Source organism: Stenotrophomonas sp. Steno-C18 (assembly GCF_056393195.1).
Window position 1 is genome coordinate 84,571 of the sequence record NZ_JBWJOX010000007.1, and the last position, 17,404, is coordinate 101,974.

Sequence of the window (17,404 nt, forward strand, 5' to 3'; positions counted from 1 at the left end):
TGTACGCTTCATGCGGCGCCTGCCGGAACTGGCCTCCCCGTCTGCGATTGCACTTCCCATGCCGGGCAGGCCCGGACGGCATCCCTACCGATGGCGGCCGTCGCGGGCAACAAAAAACCCCGCCTGGGCGGGGTTTTTTTTTGCTGCCGTCGCTATCGATCAATCGATATCGAGGAAGCTGCGCAGCTGCTCGGAGCGGCTCGGGTGACGCAGCTTGCGCAGCGCCTTGGCTTCGATCTGGCGGATGCGCTCGCGGGTGACGTCGAACTGCTTGCCCACTTCTTCCAGCGTGTGGTCGGTGTTCATGTCGATGCCGAAGCGCATGCGCAGCACCTTGGCTTCCCTCGGGGTGAGGCCGGCCAGCACGTCACGCACGGTTTCGGACAGGTTGATGTTGGTGGTGTTCTCGATCGGGGACTCCACGTTGGTGTCCTCGATGAAGTCGCCCAGATGCGAATCCTCGTCGTCGCCGATCGGGGTTTCCATCGAGATCGGCTCCTTGGCGATCTTCATCACCTTGCGGATCTTGTCTTCCGGCATGTCCATTTCCTTGGCCAGCTCCTCCGGCGTGGCCTCGCGGCCGTACTGCTGGAGCATCTGGCGGGAAATGCGGTTGAGCTTGTTGATCGTCTCGATCATGTGCACCGGGATACGGATGGTGCGCGCCTGGTCGGCGATCGAGCGGGTGATCGCCTGGCGGATCCACCAGGTGGCGTAGGTCGAGAACTTGTAACCGCGGCGGTACTCGAACTTGTCCACGGCCTTCATCAGGCCGATGTTGCCTTCCTGGATCAGGTCCAGGAACTGCAGGCCACGGTTGGTGTACTTCTTGGCGATGGAGATCACCAGGCGCAGGTTGGCCTCGACCATCTCCTTCTTGGCCTTGCGCGCCTTGGCTTCGCCATAGGCCATCACGCGGCTGATTTCCTTGAGCTCGTCCAGCGACAGCTGGGCGCTCTTTTCCAGGTCGATGGTGGCCTGCTGCTCGGCCACGATCTGATCCTTGACGTCACGCAGCGCCGAGGACCACTTCTGCTTGCGCTTGATCGCGTCCTCGACCCATTCCAGGTTGGTCTGGTTGCCTTCCCAGGAACGGATGAAGTCCTTGCGCGGCATGCGCGCGGTGATCGTGGCCAGGTGCAGCACGCGGCGCTCCTGGGCCTTGACCTGGCCCATGGTGTCGCGCAGCAGCTTGGTCAGCACGTCGGTCAGCGGCAGCGGCAGCTTCAAGGTGATGAAGGTAGCGGCCAGCTCGTCGCGCAGCTTGGTCTGGGCCTTGGTATCGCCCTTGGCATGCGCCTTCTTGAACTTGGCCAGGTCCGCGGCCAGCAGGTCCATGCGACGGGCGACTTCGACCGGATCCGGGCCGGTCGGGCCGGTATCCTCGTCGCTGCTGACGTCGTCATCGTCCTCGTCGGCTTCCGAATCGGCGTCGTCGCTGCTGTCGCCGTCGGCGGCGGCGGCCGGGGCCGGTTCTTCCTCGACCAGGTCGTTGAAGCCGACGATCACTTCGGCCAGGCGCTTCTTGCCTTCCTTGTGCGCTTCGTAGTCGGCCAGCACCGATTCCACGGCCAGCGGGAAGGTGCCCAGTGCAGCCTGCACCTGGCCCAGGCCTTCCTCGATGCGCTTGGCGATGGCGATTTCGCCTTCGCGGGTCAGCAGCTCGACCGTACCCATCTCACGCATGTACATGCGCACCGGGTCGGTGGTGCGACCACCTTCGGTGTCCAGCGCGGTCAGCGCGGCCGCGGCTTCTTCGGCGGCGGTATCATCGACTTCGCGGTTGCCGGTGTTGCCATCGCTGAGCATCAGCGTGTCGGCATCGGGCGCAACCTCATGGACATCAATGCCCATGCCGGTGATCAGGCCGATGATGTCTTCAATCTGCTCCGGGTCGACCATGTCGTCGGGCAGGTGATCATTGACTTCGGCGTAGGTCAGGTAGCCCTGTTCCAGGCCCTTGCTGATCAGAAGCTTGATGTCGTTTTGCTGGGCAGGACGTTCGTTGGCCATGTAGTGCTCGCGCCACCGGCGGGTTGGAATATAGGGAACCTAGCATTATACCAGCGCAGCGTAACGCTTGCCGGCGGTGGTTCCGGGGCGTCAGGGTCTGAGCAGGAAAGTGACGGGACCGTCATTCACCAGGCTGACAACCATATGGGCACCGAAGCGCCCGGTTTCCACCCCTGCGGCGTGCTTTTCACGGCAGATCGCCACCAATCGATTGAAAAGCCGTTCAGCCTCGGCCGGCGGTGCGGCGCTGGTGAAGCTCGGGCGCATGCCTGAACGGGTGTCCGCGGCCAGGGTGAACTGGCTGACCAGCAACAAGCCACCGCCGATGTCCCGCAAGGAGCGGTTCATCTTGCCGGCATCGTCGGCGAACACCCGGTAACCGAGCAGGCGATCAGCCATCCGCGAGAGCGCCGCCTCGTCGTCCCCCGGCTCCACTCCCACCAGGGCCAGCAGACCGGGGCCGATCTGCCCCACCACGGCGTCATCGACGGTGACCGAGGCCTGGGTAACACGCTGGATCAGGGAGAGCATGGTCGGTCCAATGGGGCAATCGCCCACCATAGCACCGGGCCTCAGCCGCTAGACTTGCACGGATGAAACCGCAAGCCACCGCCAAGCTCTACCACCGCCTCGCCACCGTCCTGACCCACCTGCCCTGGTCCTGGCAGCGGACGCTGGCCGACACCGTGGCCTGGCTGTGGGGCTGGATCGACGCCCGTGAAAGCCGGGTCACCCGCCGCAACCTGGAGCTGGCCTATCCCGAACTGGGGGCCGACCAGCGTCGCCGGCTGCATCGCCAGATCCTGCGCACCACCGCCCGCCAGGCGCTGGAAACGCTGTACCTGTGGACCCACGACCCGGCCGACAACCTGGCCCGGCACCTGAAGCAGCGCAACGGCCAGGCCCTGTACGACGCCGCGCTGGCCTCGGGCAAGGGCGTGATCGTGATCGCCCCGCACTACGGCAACTGGGAGCTGCTGAACCAGTGGCTGGCCGAACGTGGCCCGATCGCCATCGTCTACGCCCCGCCGGAAAACCCGGTCGGCGATGAGTTCCTGCAGCTGTGCCGCGGCGGTGACAACGTGCGCCAGGTGCGTGCCGAGGGGCCGGCGGTGCGGCAGCTGTTCAAGGTGCTCAAGGACGGCGGTGCCACCGGCATCCTGCCCGACCAGCAGCCCAAGAATGGCGATGGCGAGTTCGTGCCGTTCTTCGGCGTGCAGGCGCTGACCATGACCCTGGTCAACCGCCTGGCCGAGCGCACCGGCGCCACCCTGCTGTACGCCTGGTGCGAGCGCATCGGCCCGGACCTGGAGTTTGCCCTGCACGTGGAGCCGGCCGAGCCGGCCATCGCCGATGCGGACCTGCCCACCGCGGTGGCCACCCTGAGCGCAGGCATCGAGCGCATCGCCCGGCGCGATCCGTCGCAGTACCAGTGGACCTACAAGCGCTACACGCTGCGGCCACCGGGCAGCGGCGAAACTGACCCCTACGCCACCGCCAGGCACCCGCACTGACACCGGCCCTGCAACACTGCGTCACCTGTCCCGTCGATTGAATCAACGAGCGGCGGTCCCCATAAGGTCCCGATGAGCGTCCAGTCCCCCTCCCCCAGCGCCGGCCCGTTCGGCGAAACCGCCGCCATCCACTGCGAGCGCGCCGCCGCCGAGCTGCGTGCCGGTCGGCCGGTGGTGATCGTCGACGGGCAACGTCGGCTGGCCACCCTCGCCCTGGACAGCAGCTCCCCGCGCAGCCTGGCCGCCTTCGGCCAGGCCAGCGACCAGCAGCACTACCTGTTCCTGACCGCCCCGCGCGCGCAGACGCTGGGCATCACCGCCAGCGATGGCATCCGCCTGCCGCTGGCCGGCCGCGATTTCGCCGAGCTGCCGGCACTGGCCTACCTGCGCGATGCCCCCACGGCCGAAGGCGCGCAACCACTGGGCAATGACCTGGACGCCGCGGCGGTGGAAGTGGCCCGGCTCGGCCTGCTGCTGCCGGCCATGATCTCGGTGGAACTGGCGTCGGGGCCAAGCGCGTTCGACCCCTGCCTGCACCTGAGCGTGGAAGCCCTGCGTGACGGTGCCCGCCAGGCCGGCCAGGACTACGAACTGGTCACCCGCTCGCCGGTGCCGTTGCGCGACGTGGGCATGAGCGAGTTCGCGGTGTTCCGTGGCGGCGTGGCGCAGCGCGACCAGGTCGCGGTGATCGTCGGCACGCCGGACCTGCAGGGCGCGGTGCCGGTGCGCGTGCATTCCTCGTGCCTGACCGGCGACCTGTTCGGTTCGCTCAAGTGCGACTGCGGCGACCAGCTGCGGCGCGGCCTGCGCACGCTCAAGGAGCTGGGCGGCGGCATCCTGCTGTACCTGGACCAGGAAGGCCGTGGCACCGGCATCGCCGCCAAGATGCGCGCCTATGGCTACCAGCACGAAGGGCTGGACACCATCGACGCCGACGCCCAGCTCGGCTTCGGTGCCGACGAGCGCCGCTATGGCAGCGCGGTGGCGATGCTGCGCGCATTGGGCGTGCAGCGCATCCAACTGCTGACCAACAACCCCACCAAGGTGCAGCACCTGCGCAACGCCGGCATCGAAGTCAGCGGTTGCGTGCCGGTGACCGGCGAGATCACCGCCGAGAACGAGCAGTACCTGCGCACCAAGGCCGCCCGTGCCGGCCACCATCTGGATGTCGATGCGCTGATCATGGCCGCGCAGTGATGCACGACTGAGGCTGCGGGGAAGTTCGCGCAAAGCCCCTCCCCAGCCCTCCCCTGCTGCGCATGGGAGGGGGCCGATCATGCAGTTTGCGTTGTTGCCTTGGCTGTTGCCTTGGCCTTTGCCCCCTCCCTTGCGCCGAAGGCGGAGGGGAGGGCTGGGGAGGGGTCGCTCCTGCCCGGGCCGGGACACTTGCCTCAGCCTCCATCCAACCCGCTACAGTCAGCGCATGACCGAACCGCCCGCGCTCCCCGAAGCCCCCCTTCCCGCCCCCGAAGCACAGTGGCAGCCATTGCCCCGGCGTGGCGCGGTGTTCGCCGCTGTCGGCAGCGCCATCGGCATGGCCATCCCACTGACGCTGGCCGCCGGCATCGTGCCGTTGGCCTTCCATTACGCGCACTGGCTGCTCGCCGGTTGCGCCGGCCTGCTGGTCGGGCTGGCGTGGGGCGCCTGGTTCGGCTGGCGGCGGCACCGGCTGACGTTCTGGCGGCTGGATGAGCAGGCACTGGGCGTACACCGCGGCCACCTGTGGCAGAGCGAAAGCCATGTGCCCATCTCGCGCGTGCAGCACCTGGACCTGGGCCGCGGCCCCCTGCAGCGCATGGCGGGGTTGGCGACGCTGACCGTGCACACCGCCGGCACGCGCATGAACACCGTCGCCATCGTCGGGCTCGCCCTGGCCGATGCCGAACGCCTGCGTGACCGCCTGGCGCGCCAGCTCGACCACGACGACGCCCTGTGAACCTGCCTTCCGCCGACAACGCCGAACGCCGGCTGCACCCCTGGTCGTGGTTGTTCGTGCTGCTGCGCCAGATCCAGCAGATGCTGCTGCCGCTGGTCGCGGTACTGATCTTCGGTGGCCGGCGTGGCGATGAAGCGTGGTGGTTCCAGCTGATCCCGCTGGTGGTGATCGCCGCGCTGGTGGCCAGCTCGGTGCTGCAGTACCTGACCTACCGCTACCGCATCGGCGCCGACACGCTGGTCATCCGCAGCGGCGTGTTCGAACGCACCCGCCGCGAGATCCCGTTCGCCCGCATCCACAACGTCGCCGTGCACCAGAACCTGCTGCACCGCCTGTTCGGCGTGGCCGAACTGCGGCTGGAATCGGCCGCCGGCGACAAGCCCGAAGCCGAGATGCGCGTGCTCAGGCTCGACCAGGCGCTGGAACTGGAACGCCTGATCCGCCAGCGCGGCCACGCACCGGTCGCCACCGATACGCCGGGGCCGGAAGCCGACCTGTTGCTGGCCCTGCCACCCATGGAACTGGTGCGGCTGGGGCTGGTGTCGAACAAGGCGCTGGTCGTGGTCGCCGCGGCGGTGGGCGCCCTGTACCAGATGTTCCCGCGTGAGATGGCGGCCGACTTCATCGAGCAGCAGGGGCGCCAGGCCCTGGGCTATGCCAGCCAGCTGCATTTCAGCAGCACCGCGATGGCGATCAGCGCCGTGGCCGGGCTGCTGACCCTGCTGCTGTTGATGTGGCTGCTGTCGATCGGCCTGGCCTTCATGCAGTACCACGGCTTCCGCCTGACCGAAGCCGACCGCCGCCTCACCGTCGAACGCGGGCTGCTCACCCGCGTGCGCAGCAGCGTGGCGCGCCGGCGCATCCAGGCCTGGACGCTGCGCGAAGGTGCGCTGCATCGCCTGTTCGGGCGCCGCCAGCTGCGCGTGGACATCGCCAGCGGTGGCGGCAACGAGGACAAGGACGGCCGTGCCCTGAAGGAACTGGCGCCGCTGGCCACGCCGGCCACCTGCGACGGCCTGCTGCAGCACATGCTCCCGCAGCTGCAATGGCCGCCGCTGCAATGGCAGGCCGTCTCCACCCGCGGCTGGTGGCGCCTGTGCCTGCCGGCGCTGCTGGCAAGCGGCGCGCTGGCCGCCGTGTTGACCCACGAAACCGGCCCGTGGGGATTGTTGCCGTTGCTATGGCTGCCATGGTCGGCGTTCAAGGCCCGTCGCCAGGTCACGCGCATGGGCTACAGCATCGATGCCCAGCGCGTGACCGTGCGCGGCGGCTGGTGGAACCGCTGGTGGCGGGTGGCCGAGCTGGACAAGCTGCAGGCGCTGCGGCTGGACCGCTCGCCGCTGGACCGCCGTTTCGGCACCGCGACGCTGACCCTGGACACCGCCGGCGCGTTCGGCGCACCACCGCTGCAGCTGCGTTTCCTGGAGGAACAGCGCGCGCAGGAGCTGATGGCGCAGCTTGGCCAGGAGATGGCGCGGCGCCGGCTGCGCTGGTGAGAGTGAACGACGCCCCTCCCCCAGCCGGGAGAAGGGCATGGCGGGCCGTCAGGTCCGCGCCGGTCCCCAGTAACCGATGCGCTTGCGCAGCTTGAACTTGCGCCACAGGTTCATCGGCTTGGGCTTGCGGTTGCGCGCGCCCTTGGCGACGAACGCATCGATCGCATCCAGGATGCGGTCACTGGACTTGCCATCCCGGTACGGGTGCAACTGGTCGGCGAAGTCGCGCACCGCGGCCATCAGCGCCGGCGGGCGCGACAGCGCGGTACGGATCGCCCCTTCGAACTGCGCCGGGTCGTCGATGTCGATCAGCTGCGGGCCCGGGCGGCGGTTCTTGAACGTGACCACCGGCTTGTAGGTCAGCAGGAACTCGTTGAGCGCCGAGGAGGTGTCCGAGCACATCATGTCCACCTGCGGGAACAGGTCTAGGATGTTGTCGTCGTCGGCGAAGCGCAGGTATGGGCCTTCCAGCGCGCGGTACTTGGCCACCACTTCCGGGTCCATCTTCGGGTGGAAGGTGACGATCCAGCGCCACTCACCGCTCTGCGAGAGACGCTTGATCTCATCGTGCAGGATGCCCGCCGCACTCCATGAGGGCGAGAACGTGGAGTGGTACAGGATCACCGGCGGCGCGCGCACCGGGTCGGGCGCGTCGCGCAGCTGGCTCATGAACGGGTCGATCTTCGGGAAACCGGTCTCCACCACCGAGAAGTGCCCCTGCTCCTTGGCCAGCGCCGAGAACGCGGCGGTGTCGCGCGGGCCGGTGGTGCAGTACAGGTCGAAGAAGCCACGGATGTAGATGTGGCGCGGCTTGCCGGCGTCGAACCCGTGGAAGGTCTCGACCTTCACGCCGGGGAAGAAGTGCGGCACGGCATTGGACGAGGTGATCACCGCGTACGGGTTCCAGGCGCGTACCTGCGCCACCGTCAACAGGGTTTCGTCCTCGGCCAGGTCCTCGGCCCCGGGACCATCGAAGAACCACGCTGCCTCATCCCCGCGTGCCCGGATCGCCGCCTGGACCGGCCGGAGGATGGCCAGCGCGTAGCGCTCCGAGCCGTACAGCAGATAGTGGCGTGGCACGTGGAAACTCCTGAATCTCCGGGATCTGGCGCGGATTATCGCATCGCCAGCCGGCAGCGTCGCTGCTAGGCTTTGGCCCCGGCTCCCACCGCGTACCCCTGCATGCCCCAGCCCTCGTCCAGCTCCCCGAGCAGCCGCCCCCGCGTGTCGGCCTGCGTCATCGCCTTCAACGAGGCGGACCGGATCGGCGATTGCCTGGCCTCGCTGGCGTTCTGCGACGAGATCGTGGTGGTGGATTCGTTCTCCACCGACGCCACCGTGGCGGTGGCCGAAGCGGCCGGGGCACGGGTGCTGCAACGCGCCTTCGACGGCTTCCGGAGCCAGAAGGACTTCTGCGTCAACCAGGCCCGGCATGACTGGGTGCTGTGCCTGGATGCCGACGAACGCGTCGACCCGGCCCTGCGCGCGGCCATCGAGGCCGAACGCGATGCAGGGTTCCCGCGTGGCCCCGGTTACCGCTTCGCGCGCTGCTCGGAGTACTTCGGCCGTTTCCTGCGCCACGGCACCGCTTACCCGGACCGCGTGCTGCGCCTGTTCGACCGCCGCCACGGCGGCTGGCGCGGCGACCGCGAGATCCACGAGGCGGTCTCGGTCGACGGCCCCGTCACCCTGCTCAAGGGCGACCTGCTGCACCACCCCTACCGCAGCTTCCTGCAGTTGCTGGACAAGAAGCAGAAGTACGCGCGGATGATGGCCGAACACGAATTCAGCCGCGGCAAGCGTGCCAGCCTGGGCAAGCTGATCATTTCCCCCGCCTGGCGCTTCTTCCGCAGCTTCGTGTTCAAGCGGGGTTTCCTGGACGGCTGGCCGGGGCTGATCGAGGCCTTCGTCAGCGCCAACTACGTCCGCCAGAAGACCATCATGCTGTGGCTGCTGCAGAACGGCCAACCGGTGCAGACGCCCCCCGCCAGCCGTTGAACCGCTTCCTGTCACGCGCGCCGGAAACGTTTTCCCAGGGATGAACGGCCGCGTTTCCTGCCGCGTACGGCGGCTCGACCGGATGCAACCGTGACAAAATGATGCGCCGGCCCTGCTCCCGTGGCGGGGCCTGTCTTTTTCCTCTCTGGGATCGTTCCATGCAAAGAATTCTGGTCACCGGCGGCGCCGGCTTCCTGGGCTCGCACCTGTGCGACCGACTGATCCGGGACGGCCACGACGTCCTGTGCGTGGACAACTATTTCACCGGCAGCAAGCGCAACATCGCGCACCTGATCGGCCACCCGTCCTTCGAACTGATGCGCCATGACGTCACCTTCCCGCTGTACGTGGAGGTGGACCGCATCTTCAACCTGGCCTGCCCGGCCTCGCCGGTGCATTACCAGCACGACCCGGTGCAGACCACCAAGACCAGCGTGCACGGGGCGATCAACATGCTCGGCCTGGCCAAACGCGTGAACGCGCGCATCCTGCAGGCCTCCACCAGCGAGGTCTACGGCGACCCGGAAGTGCACCCGCAGCAGGAAGGCTACTGGGGCCGGGTCAACCCGATCGGCATCCGCAGCTGCTACGACGAGGGCAAGCGCTGCGCCGAGACGCTGTTCTTCGACTACCACCGCCAGCACGCGCTGGACATCAAGGTGGTGCGCATCTTCAACACCTACGGCCCGCGCATGCACCCCAATGACGGGCGCGTGGTCAGCAACTTCATCGTGCAGGCGCTGCGCGGCCAGGACATCACCATCTACGGCGATGGCCAGCAGACGCGCAGCTTCTGCTACGTCGATGACCTGCTCGAGGCCATGACCCGGATGATGGACACCGAGGCCGGCTTCACCGGCCCGATCAACATCGGCAACCCCGGCGAGTTCACCATGCTCGAACTGGCCGAGAAGGTGCTGCAGCTGGTCGGCGGCCGCTCGCAGCTGGTGTTCCAGCCGCTGCCTTCGGACGATCCGCGCCAGCGCCAGCCGGACATCACGCTGGCCCGCGAGAAGCTGGGCTGGGAGCCCAAGGTCGCGCTGGAAGACGGCCTGAAGGAAACCATCGCCTACTTCCGCACCCTGCTGGCCGAGGACCGGGCATGACCCGCTTGGCGGTCGTCATCACCAACTACAACTATGCGCGCTTCGTGGTCGAGGCCATCGAAGGCGTGCTCGCCCAGACCCGTCCGGCCGCACAGATCCTGGTCGTGGACGATGGTTCCAGCGATGGCTCGCAGGCGCTGCTGCAGGAGCGCTACGGCGCGCATCCGGCGATCACCCTGCTGTTCGGCCAGAACGGCGGGCAGCTGGCGGCGTTCCAGCGCGGCGTGGCCGCCGCCGACGCGGACGTGATCTGCTTCCTCGACGCCGACGATCGCTGGGAGCCCACCTACCTGGAGCAGATCGGCGCGGTCTACGACCAGCGCAAGGACGTCGGCTTCGTGTTCTCCGACATCGCGCTGTTCGGCAACGAGAACGGCCGCATCGGCTTCGCCGGGCGCGCGCTGGACCTGGGCTACACCGCGATCAGCACCTACGCGCTCACCTACTGGTACGGCGCGCCGACCTCGGCGTTGTCGCTGCGCACCCGCTATGCGCGGCAGTGCATGGACCTGCCGGCGCAGGTCAGTGCCAGCTGGCGCCTGTCGGCCGACAACTGCCTGGTGTTCGGCGCCAGCCTGTTCGGCGCCCGCAAGTACTTCCTGCCCACCGGGCAGGTCGGCTATCGCATCCATGGTGACAACGGCTGGTGGGCCAAGCAGGACCGCAACACCGTCTTCCACGGCCTGCTGCAGTCGCGCGGCCTGATCCACCACTACGCCCGCGCCGCCGGCCTGGACGACTCCTGCCTGGAGCTGGCCAAGCTGGAGTACCGCACCAAGCCAGACCCCGACTGGGCCGAGGCACGGCGCTACATCGACCTGTGCTGGCGCGCCCGGCTGCCCTGGTGGAAACGCCTGGAGCGGATCCTGAGCATCGTCCGCAGCCGCAAGCGCGGCAAGGGCTGAACCGGACTGCGGGAATGAGGCTGAACGCTCGTTCGGGGCGTTCATCAAAGACCCGCTTGGCTTCCCTTACCCTTTGCGTCCCCTCCGCCCGCCCCAGCGCCCCGAGGTGACGGCCCTGCGGCATCGAATCCCTTGCGGACCGGGGATTGCGGCGCACGCCCCGCCCACCACCGTTTGCACATGACGCCCGACCTGAAACCGCCACTCTCCACCGTCGACCTGCCCTCCCCCGGGGAGCCAACTGCACCGCGCTGGCGCAACCTGCTGTTCGTGGGGCTGCTGGTGGTGATCGCCGGCATGAGCTTCCTGCCGGCCGGGCCGTCGTTCAATCCGGGCAAGCCATTCCAGTACCTGGCCGCCCTGACGCTGTACCTGCCGGCCTTGATCATCGCCATCGCCCGCCCGGGCCGCTTCCTGGATTTCGCGCGGCGCCCGTTGATGCCCGTGCTGCTGTTGCTGTTCGCCTGGGCCCTGCTGAGCCTGTCGTGGAGCAATGCGAAGCGTCCGCACGATGAGTTCCTGCGCCTGCTGACGGTGTGCCTGTTCCTGTTCGGCTGCACCCTGGCGGTCGGCCGCGACGTGGTACGCCAGCGCGCCCTGCTGGCCTTCGGCGCCGGCATCCTGGCGGTGTCCGCGGTCGCGGCGATGGTGCACTTCGCGATCAAGCCCACGGTCGACAACCGCCTGGTTGGGTTCGGGGTGATGGCCAACGCCAACCTGTTCGGCGCCGCGATGGCCGCCGGCATCCTGTGGCTGTGGCCATGGCGCTGGGAGACGCGCAATCGCCGCCTGCTGAAATGGCTGGCCATGGGCGTCATGGCGACCGCGCTGATCCTCACCTTCTCGCGCAGCGCGATGCTCGCGCTGGCCTTCAGCCTGTTCGTGCTGCTGGTCGTCCGGCACCGGGACCGTGCGCTGCAGCGGCTGCTGCTGCTGATCGCCGTGGGGTTGGGCATCGCCATCCCGGCCTACCCGGAACTGGCCGAACGCGGCCTGTCACTGCGGCCACAGCTGTTCGCCCATGCCATGGAACTGTTCCAGCAGCATCCGTGGCTCGGCCTCGGCCTGGGCGCCGACTTCACGCTGCCGGTGATCGGTGGCAACGGGCAGTACCAGGTCCACACCCACAACCTGTTCACCCAGTTGGCCGTCGAACTGGGCATCCCCGGCGTGCTGCTGTGGTCGGCGGTCTGGCTGGGCCTGGGCTGGCGTGCCTGGCAACGGCGTGACGTTGCCACCGGCCGGGTCGTGCTGGGCCTGTGGCTGTTCGCCACGGTCATGGTGCAATTCGACCTGCCCCACCTGATCGACAGCCCGCGACCCGGTTGGCTGATTCTCTGGCTACCCCTGGCACTGAGCCTGTCGTTACCATCTTCCGGGTCCAAACCGTCCGGGCCTGCATGAAAATCTCGCTGGTGATCCTCACCTACAACTGGCCCGAAGCGCTGGACCGCGTGCTGGAAAGCGTCGCCGGCCAGCGCCGGATGCCGGACGAGGTGCTCATCGCCGATGACGGTTCCGGCGCGGCCACGGCCGACGTCGTGCGGCGTTGGCAGGAACGGCTGCCGGTGCCACTGCGGCACATCTGGCAGCAGGACCAGGGCTTTCGTGCGGCACGCTGCCGCAACCTGGGCATCGCCGCCAGCCAGGGCGACTACGTGGTCCTGCTCGACGGCGACATGCTGCTGCACCGTGATTTCATCGCCGACCACGCGGCCTTCGCCGAACCCGGCTTCTTCCTGCAGGGCGGACGCCTGAAGGCCAGTGCTGCTGAAACCGAACGATTGCTGGCGGGGGGCCGGCCGACGTTCGCGCCGTGGATGGACGCCGACTTCCACGAGTTCGATGGCACCCGTCGCCTGTATGCCTTCCGCCAGCCGTTGCTGGCGCGCTGGAAGGCGCGTGCCCGCAACGGCGGCCGGGTCATGAGCTGCAACATGAGTTTCTGGCGCGCAGACCTGCTGCAGGTCAACGGTTTTGACGAGCGCATGGAAGGCTATGGCGCCGAGGACCGCGAGCTGGCGGCCCGCCTGGAGAACACCGGGCTGCGCCGACGTGGCCTGAAGTGGGCGGCGCTGGCCGTCCATTTGTGGCATAACTCACGGGCGCCCCCGGACGTGGATGACATGACGTTGCCGAACAACCGCCTGTTCCATGCCACGCGTACGCAGAAGCTCACCCGCTGCACGCAGGGCATCGACACCCACTCCGCTGCACCGCCGGACCCCCGGATCGGCTGACCGCCCTTCCACCCCCCCCCCATGAAATTGCTCTTCACCAACTTCCACAGCGGCAGCGGCGGTGGCCACACCACCTATACCCGCGAATTGGCCGGCGCGCTTGCCGCCCGGCACGAGGTGCACGTGGCCGCACCGGGCGGCAGCACGCTGCTGGCCCAGGCCAGTGCCCTGCCCGGCGTGCGCGTGCTGGCGCAGCCGTTCCCCAATGGCCTGCGCCGCATCCGCCAGCGGCTGCACGCGGTGCGGCAACTGCGCGGTTACCTGCGCCGGCACCGCTTCGACGTCGTCCATGTCAACGGCTCGGCCGACCACCGCATCACCCTGGCCGCCCTGCGCGGCATCAGCCCGCGCCCGCGCGTGGTGCTGACCAAGCACAACACCAAGCCCATGCGCGGACCGCAGCACGTCTGGCGCGCACGCTGGCATACCGACAAGGTCATCGCGGTGTGCGAATACGTGCGCCGGCAACTGGAATCCACGCCGTACCGCGTGTGCCATCCGCAGACCGTCTACAACGGCGTGGACACCGTCCACTTCCAGCCCTGGCCACAGGATGCAGCCGCCGCGCAGCGACGCGCGCTAGGAATCGCCGACGATGCGCTGCTGGTCGGCAGCAACGCCGGCACCGCCGGCTACAAGGGCTGGACCGACCTGGTCGCCGCGCTGCAGTTGCTGCCGGCGGCAGAACGCGAACACATCCATGTGGTCCTGGCCGGGCATCCCCCTTCCGCCGCCCAGCAAGCGGTCATCGACGCCGCCGGGCTGCAGGCGCAGTTCCATTTCCCCGGCCTGCTCGCCGACGTGCGGCCGGTGATCGCCACCTTCGATGCCGGCTTCGTGCTTTCCCATGACGTGGAAACCATCTCCTTCGCCTGCCGCGAGATGATGGCCATGGGCAAGCCGGTGATGGTCACCGACTATGCCGGCCTGGCGGAGAACATCCATCCCGGCGAAGACGGCTGGGTGGTCCCCGTCCATGGTCACGCGGCCATGGCCGCCACCCTGCGCACGATGCTGGAAGACCGCTCGCACCTGCTGCGCATGGGTGCCGCGGCACGGGCACATGCCGCCGCCGAGTTCGGGCTGGAACGCTTCGTCACTGCCACCGAAGCGATCTACCGGGAACTGCTCTCCGCCGGCTGAGGCGCCGCGCGCTCGGCCTCGCTCCGGCACGGCCCACGCACCGCCGTGGCCGGCACCAGCCACCACCCCCGGCCACTCAGGCTGCCGACGTGCTGGCTGCGGCCGCGGTCGATGCAGGCCAGTGCGGCCTCGTCCTGCACCAGCAGCCAGCGGTGCGACGGCGCGGACTGCTGCCAGGCCACGCCGGCCCGCAGCTGCTCCGGCCACGGCCGCAGGAAACCGAAGTTGGCCACCGGCCGGTCGGCCATCAGCAGGTTCTGTTCCTTCCAGGCAACCAGCCCCAGCTCGACATCGGGCCCGAGGCGCCGCCCGACCTCACGCATCAGCCCACGTCCGGAGCTGGAGTCGGTGATCAGCGGGTTGACCACCAATCCCTGCAGCACCCACACCAGCGCGAGCAGCGAAGCCAGCACCTGCGCCGGCCAGCGTCGGCCCCACCGCCACAGCGCCACGGCTCCCCAGAATCCCATCACCAGCACCGCGGCACCGATCGTCCGCGCCGCCGCCACCGACAACTCACGGCGCTCCAGCAAACCCTGCACGCGCTCGCTGCCCTCGCCCAGCAACACGCCGGCACCGGCCACCAGCAGCACCAGCGTCAACGTCGCGGTGAACAGCAGCACCAGCGCACGCACGCCGGCCTTGCGCAACAAGCCGGGCAACAACGGCGCCAATGCCAGGCAGAACACCGGCAACGCCGGCAGGATGTAGACGTCACGCTTGCCGCTGGGAATGGAGAAGAACACCACCACCAGCAACCACCAGCCCAGCAGCAACAGGTAACGCGGGTCATGTCGCCGCAGCCGGCGCCACCAGGCCGGCAGCGCCCAGGGCAAGGCGAGCATGGCCGGCATCCACAGCGTCAGCATCACCCCGAGGTGGTACCACGGTGGATTGTGGTGGTCCCAGGACGCGGTGTAGCGACCGGCGGTCTGGCGGAACAGGATTTCGTGCAGGTAGGCATGCCGCCCGGGGTCAGCACTGCCCATCACCGCGGCCAGCAGCGGCCCCAACCACAACGACAGGGCCACGACGAAGGCCAGCGGTCCCAGCCAAAAGCGCGGATTGGCCACATGCAGCATCGGCCGACGCCAGCCCATCGCCACGCAGAGCACCGCCGGCACCAGCATCGCCAGCGCCAGCATGCCCACGCCCTTGGTGATCACGCCCAGTCCGGCGGCGAACCAGCCGATCGTCCACCAACGCCAGTCCGGCCCACGCAGCAGGTGCCGCAGCAGGCCGTAGTTGGCCAGGGTGATGAACAACAGCAGCAGCGCATCGATCTGCGCCTTGCGTGCCTGGAAGGTGAACTGCAGCGTGAACAGCAGCAACCAGGCCGCATACAGGCCGACCCGCCGGGTCCACAGGCGCCGGCCCAGGTCATGGACGCAGGCCAGCGTGCCCAGCGCCGCCAGCAACGAAGGCAGCAGGAAGGCCACGCGCCAATCGCGCAGCAGCAGGTAGAAGCCGCCCTGCAACCACATCAGCATCGGCGGCTTGTCGCCATACAACTCGATGCCGCGATGGGGGAACAGCCACTGGCCGCTCTCCACCATCTGCCGGGCAACCAGCGCGAAACGCGGTTCGTCCGATGGCCACGGATCCCGCAGGCCGAGGCCGGCGGCGAGCACCAGCACGGCGGTGATCGCCAGCAACCAGAATTCCCTGCGCGCCAGATCGTCCCTCATGGCGCCGGATGATAGCCAGCCTAGATGACGGCCAACTTCACGATCCGGGCCTGGAAGAAACCATCGCCCCCCTGCTCCCCCGGCAGGCGCTGGCGGCCACCGCCATCGTCATGGCCGAACGTGTCGGGCAGTGCTTCCAGGCGTGCATCCGGCGTGCGCGCCAGGAACGCGGCGACCTGCTGGCTGTTCTCGCGGCGCAGGATCGAACAGGTGGCGTACAGCAGCACGCCACCGGGGCGCAGCACCTTCCACAGCGCATCGAGCAGGCGTGCCTGCAACGCAACCAGCGCGGTGATGTCCTCGGCGCGACGATGCAGCAGCACGTCGGGTTGGCGACGGATGATGCCAGTGGCCGAGCACGGGGCATCCAGCAGCACCGCATCGAACGGCGTGCCATCCCACCAGGCCGGGACATCGGCCGCATCCACCGCCTGGACCTGTGCCGCCGCGCCCACGCCGGTGCGGTTGAAGGTCTCGCGGATGCGCTGCAGGCGCCGTGCATCCACGTCCAGCGCCAGCAGTTGCAGCGACGGATCGCGTTCGAGCAGGTGCGCCGACTTGCCGCCCGGTGCGGCGCAGGCATCGACCACGCGTGCCCCCACGGCGGGCGACAGGCCATCGGCCACCTGCTGCGCGGACAGGTCCTGCACCGACACCGCGCCCTGCGCGAAGCCCGGCAGGCTCGCCACCGGCACGGCCACCGGCAGACGGATCGCATCGGCGGCGGCCGGCTCGGCCAGTGCGTCGATGCCGGCGTCCTGCAGCACCGCCAGATAGGCATCGCGGCTGTGCTGCTGGCGGTTCACCCGCAGCCACAACGGTGCCGGCTGCAGGCTATGGGTGAGGATCTGCTCGACATGTGCCGGCCAATCCGCGCGGACCTGCTGCAACAACCATTGCGGCCACGCATCCTCGGCGCGCGCGGTGCCGAAGCCCTCGCGCTGCGCGCGGCGCAACACCGCGTTGACCAACCCGGCCTGGCGCTCGCGGCCCAGCGCGCGCGCGGCATCCACCGTCGCCGACAACGCAGCGTGGGCGGGCAGCTGCAGCGCATCGAGCTGCGCGAAGCCGGCCACCAGCAACCCACGCAGGTCCGCTTCACGCGGGCCCAGCGGCTTCTGCAGCCATTGCCCGAGTGCACGCTCGTAAGCGAAACGGCGGCGCAATGCGGCAAAGCAGATCGCCTCCAGCAGGGCACGGTCGCGGCTGTCGTCCAGCTTCGGCAACGCCGTGGACAACTCGGCCTTGAGCGAACGACCCCGGACCAGCACCGCGGCCAACACCCTGGCCGCCTGCACGCGGGTCTGCACGCCGGGCTGGCGCGCGGCGCCCTTGCTGGCCGGCGCGGAAGACACAGCCGTCATC

The 17,404-nt window shown here is 68.7% G+C and carries 15 protein-coding genes; 10 read left to right on the plus strand and 5 right to left on the minus strand.

Features of this window, described 5'->3' with window-relative positions; translation table 11 throughout:
- Positions 1-159: 159 nt before the first annotated feature.
- Complete coding sequence (gene rpoD, locus AC06FE_RS14875; protein ID WP_192287818.1) at positions 160-2,013, minus strand: RNA polymerase sigma factor RpoD; 1,854 nt, start codon at positions 2,011-2,013, stop codon at positions 160-162.
- Between the two features lie 90 nt (positions 2,014-2,103).
- Positions 2,104-2,544: a D-aminoacyl-tRNA deacylase gene (gene dtd / locus AC06FE_RS14880; protein WP_132865847.1), complete on the minus strand. Its 441-nt coding sequence runs from the start codon at positions 2,542-2,544 to the stop codon at positions 2,104-2,106.
- A 62-nt stretch (positions 2,545-2,606) separates the two neighbouring features.
- Here dtd and AC06FE_RS14885 point away from each other — a divergent pair, with 62 nt between their 5' ends.
- The 4 genes from AC06FE_RS14885 to AC06FE_RS14900 all read left to right on the plus strand — a co-directional run bounded on the left by AC06FE_RS14885 (position 2,607) and on the right by AC06FE_RS14900 (position 6,959).
- A complete protein-coding gene (locus tag AC06FE_RS14885; RefSeq protein WP_478073480.1) occupies positions 2,607-3,527 on the plus strand; it encodes a lauroyl acyltransferase in 921 nt (306 codons plus the stop codon).
- A gap of 72 nt (positions 3,528-3,599) precedes the next feature.
- Positions 3,600-4,724, plus strand: coding sequence for a GTP cyclohydrolase II RibA (gene ribA / locus AC06FE_RS14890; protein WP_478073481.1), 1,125 nt, complete (start codon positions 3,600-3,602; stop codon positions 4,722-4,724).
- Between the two features lie 226 nt (positions 4,725-4,950).
- Complete coding sequence (locus AC06FE_RS14895) at positions 4,951-5,463, plus strand: PH domain-containing protein (protein WP_478073482.1); 513 nt, start codon at positions 4,951-4,953, stop codon at positions 5,461-5,463.
- Positions 5,460-6,959 carry a PH domain-containing protein gene (locus tag AC06FE_RS14900; RefSeq protein WP_478073483.1) on the plus strand — a complete coding sequence of 500 codons (1,500 nt, stop codon included), beginning with the start codon at positions 5,460-5,462 and terminating at the stop codon, positions 6,957-6,959. Before AC06FE_RS14895 ends, AC06FE_RS14900 begins: the two co-directional genes overlap by 4 nt.
- 48 nt (positions 6,960-7,007) lie before the next feature.
- Here AC06FE_RS14900 and AC06FE_RS14905 read toward each other — a convergent pair whose 3' ends face one another.
- A complete protein-coding gene (locus tag AC06FE_RS14905; RefSeq protein ID WP_478073484.1) occupies positions 7,008-8,039 on the minus strand; it encodes a CDP-glycerol glycerophosphotransferase family protein in 1,032 nt (343 codons plus the stop codon).
- A 102-nt stretch (positions 8,040-8,141) separates the two neighbouring features.
- Here AC06FE_RS14905 and AC06FE_RS14910 point away from each other — a divergent pair, with 102 nt between their 5' ends.
- From AC06FE_RS14910 to AC06FE_RS14935, 6 genes are all read left to right on the plus strand, one after another.
- The gene (locus AC06FE_RS14910) at positions 8,142-8,957 is read left to right on the plus strand and encodes a glycosyltransferase family 2 protein (RefSeq protein ID WP_446539834.1); all 816 of its coding nucleotides are present in this window, start codon (positions 8,142-8,144) and stop codon (positions 8,955-8,957) included.
- Positions 8,958-9,115: 158 nt separating this feature from the next.
- Positions 9,116-10,063, plus strand: a complete 948-nt coding sequence (locus tag AC06FE_RS14915) for a UDP-glucuronic acid decarboxylase family protein (RefSeq protein ID WP_132865853.1) — start codon at positions 9,116-9,118, stop codon at positions 10,061-10,063.
- Positions 10,060-10,968, plus strand: coding sequence for a glycosyltransferase family 2 protein (locus tag AC06FE_RS14920; RefSeq protein WP_192287824.1), 909 nt, complete (start codon positions 10,060-10,062; stop codon positions 10,966-10,968). Before AC06FE_RS14915 ends, AC06FE_RS14920 begins: the two co-directional genes overlap by 4 nt.
- 180 nt (positions 10,969-11,148) lie before the next feature.
- Complete coding sequence (locus tag AC06FE_RS14925; RefSeq protein WP_478073485.1) at positions 11,149-12,372, plus strand: O-antigen ligase family protein; 1,224 nt, start codon at positions 11,149-11,151, stop codon at positions 12,370-12,372.
- Positions 12,369-13,208 (plus strand): glycosyltransferase family 2 protein, encoded by an 840-nt coding sequence (locus AC06FE_RS14930; RefSeq protein WP_192287826.1) that lies wholly within the window; start codon positions 12,369-12,371, stop codon positions 13,206-13,208. Before AC06FE_RS14925 ends, AC06FE_RS14930 begins: the two co-directional genes overlap by 4 nt.
- Before the next feature lie 21 nt (positions 13,209-13,229).
- Entirely contained in the window at positions 13,230-14,351 is a 1,122-nt protein-coding gene (locus AC06FE_RS14935; RefSeq protein WP_478073486.1) for a glycosyltransferase family 4 protein, read from the plus strand.
- Here AC06FE_RS14935 and AC06FE_RS14940 read toward each other — a convergent pair.
- On the minus strand, positions 14,324-16,039 hold the full coding sequence (locus AC06FE_RS14940; protein WP_478073487.1) for an ArnT family glycosyltransferase: 1,716 nt from the start codon (positions 16,037-16,039) through the stop codon (positions 14,324-14,326). The genes AC06FE_RS14935 and AC06FE_RS14940 overlap by 28 nt on opposite strands.
- Before the next feature lie 20 nt (positions 16,040-16,059).
- Positions 16,060-17,403 carry a 16S rRNA (cytosine(967)-C(5))-methyltransferase RsmB gene (rsmB, locus tag AC06FE_RS14945; protein WP_478073488.1) on the minus strand — a complete coding sequence of 448 codons (1,344 nt, stop codon included), beginning with the start codon at positions 17,401-17,403 and terminating at the stop codon, positions 16,060-16,062.
- Position 17,404 lies beyond the last annotated feature (1 nt).